This is a genomic window from Peptostreptococcus sp. (assembly GCF_977045075.1).
On sequence record NZ_CDRRTB010000156.1, the window covers coordinates 1 to 2,128 of the forward strand.

At 41.7% G+C, this 2,128-nt stretch carries 1 protein-coding gene and 1 pseudogene; both read left to right on the forward strand.

Features of this window, described 5'->3' with window-relative positions; genetic code table 11:
* Positions 1-944 (forward strand): annotated as a pseudogene (locus ACW6OJ_RS08250) (iron transport-associated domain protein); the annotation flags it as partial.
* Positions 945-967: 23 nt separating this feature from the next.
* Positions 968-2,077 carry a heme-binding Shp domain-containing protein gene (locus ACW6OJ_RS08255; RefSeq protein WP_456096304.1) on the forward strand — a complete coding sequence of 370 codons (1,110 nt, stop codon included), beginning with the start codon at positions 968-970 and terminating at the stop codon, positions 2,075-2,077.
* The last annotated feature ends 51 nt before the right edge of the window (positions 2,078-2,128 follow it).

Genomic DNA, 2,128 nt, shown 5'->3' on the forward strand with positions numbered 1-2,128 from the left:
CGAAGGTAAAGCCTATGGGCGAGGTACCAGTTGGGGCCAGGCTAAAGATTGATTGGACATCTATTAAAAAGATAGAGGAGTCAGAGGCTGTCCTGTATAAGAAAATGAAAAGTGGTACGCCTAGGAAGAAGTTTGATCCAAAGGAAAGTATCCATAAAATTTTACCAGAAGGCTTTGAGCTTTTGGCTCAGCCAGGTGCCTTCAAGGAAAATATAGTATTTAAGGCCAATCCGGTTACAGGAGGGGCCAGCTTCCAGAAGATTACACAGAAGTTTGGTAGGGCAAGAGCCATGAAGATCTATGAGTTTAAAATAGAAAACGACTATGGTGTTCCAACCAAGCCTTCTAAGAATATAACAATAAAGGCCAAGCTAGCATCGAATATAGTGAGGCCTAAGGTTTATAGGCTTGCTGATATGGCTGAAATGAATACATCTCTTTCGGGCGATACAGCTTCATTTACGACTGATACCTATGGCGAATTCGCCTTTGTTTCTTCAGATGGTTCAGCCAACCAAGCAAAGACTGGCAACATGCCGAATAATGGTTCAAAGGGACTTGCAGGTGTAAGCAATAATAAATCCAAGGTAAATAGTGGTAAAAAGTCAGCTGATACAAGGGAGAGTGATAAGTCAAAGGCTAGCAATGGTAGGCCTATACCGACCTCTGTTAGCCAGTTGAACAATGATTCTACTGATTTTACTTCTAGTAGTCAGCCGGCACAAACAGACCAGGCTAGCCAGGTTGATGTAGGAACAAAACCAGTAAGGTCCAAGGAAAATCCAAAGGTCATATTTTACTGTGTCTTGATACTTGCAGCCATAATTGGAGGGTCAGCCTATGTATACATTAGGTTTAGCAAACGTTTGATTTATGAATTCAAGTATAATAGCTACCTGAAGAATAAGATGAATGAATTTAATAAGGTAAGGGATAGCTTATAGGGAAAGGTGGAGGATAGGATAAAATGCAATATATAAATAAAGGAATATTTAACAAGCTGTCAATACTAGCCTTCATCTTGATGGTATGCTTCTATATGTCAACCGGTATTTCATTTGCTGGTGAAGTATACACTGCAAATGCCCATGGCCACTATTCGCATCCTGTGAGTGGTGCTATTGAGGATCCAGGCAATAATCCTGGTATTGGTGAAGGAATGGTATCCAATGTAGTATATGGTACAGCCCTTATAGAAAAGGATGATGATGGCAAGCTATATGCAACTGTAAGATACAACCTAAGGGACAAGATCAGTAAGTTTAGCTTCAATGTACAGAAGAAGGGTGATAGTGGATGGACAGAGGTTCCCTTCCAGGAAACTCAGAATGCCGGATCTACTGGAGATTTTAGGTTTGAGATACCTTCTACTGATTGTGTTGTAAGGGCTACATTTTTCGTTGATCCAATGTCCAGGTCGGTAGTCTTCTATATAGACTTTGATGCCCTAGAGGCTGGTAATACAGACTTCAAGGCCCTGGTTTCCACTGGGGGAACAGGTCAGTCATCAGGAGCAGGCAGTCAAGCCTCGGCTACAACAAACAATTCTACTAGCTCCGAAGCTAGCCCTGCTGGGTCTTCAAGTCCATCAAATTCATCAACTAGTCAGTCTACATCCAAGGTTAAGACTAATGCTAGCTCAAATGACAAGGGGAAGACTTTGATGGCTTCATCCAACAAGGTTACTCCAAAGACGGGTACTACAAGTAGTAATGGTACAGCCCCTGCAGGTGGTGGAGACAGTGATAAAAAAATAAATCAGGGAGACCTGGGCTATGACCATGGTCTTCTGACTAATAAGGATTTTGGAGATAGCAAGACCCTGATGGATGGTCAGGATGCTGAGGCCCCTTGGGGTATTGTTACCAAGGTTTTATTTACTATAGTAGTGGTCCTAGTAGCCATAATATTAGCTGCTATACTATTTGGTGCAATTGCCCTAGTTTTAGGCTTTAACTACCTAAAAAATAAAAACAATTCTTTGGCTGATGATTTGGAAGACCAGGGCTTAGAATTTGATGAGCTAGAAGATAGGGAAATTCTGTGTGAACCAAGTGGGGTGGCAGGCTATGAATAAGAAAATACGCTTTATAGGACTGGCCTTATGTCTAGTTGCTTGTCTTCTAGG

What these genes read in the sequence shown, in the direction of transcription:
- ACW6OJ_RS08255 (WP_456096304.1), top strand. Translation starts at nt 968, where the DNA reads ATGCAATATATAAATAAAGGAATATTTAACAAGCTGTCAATACTAGCC.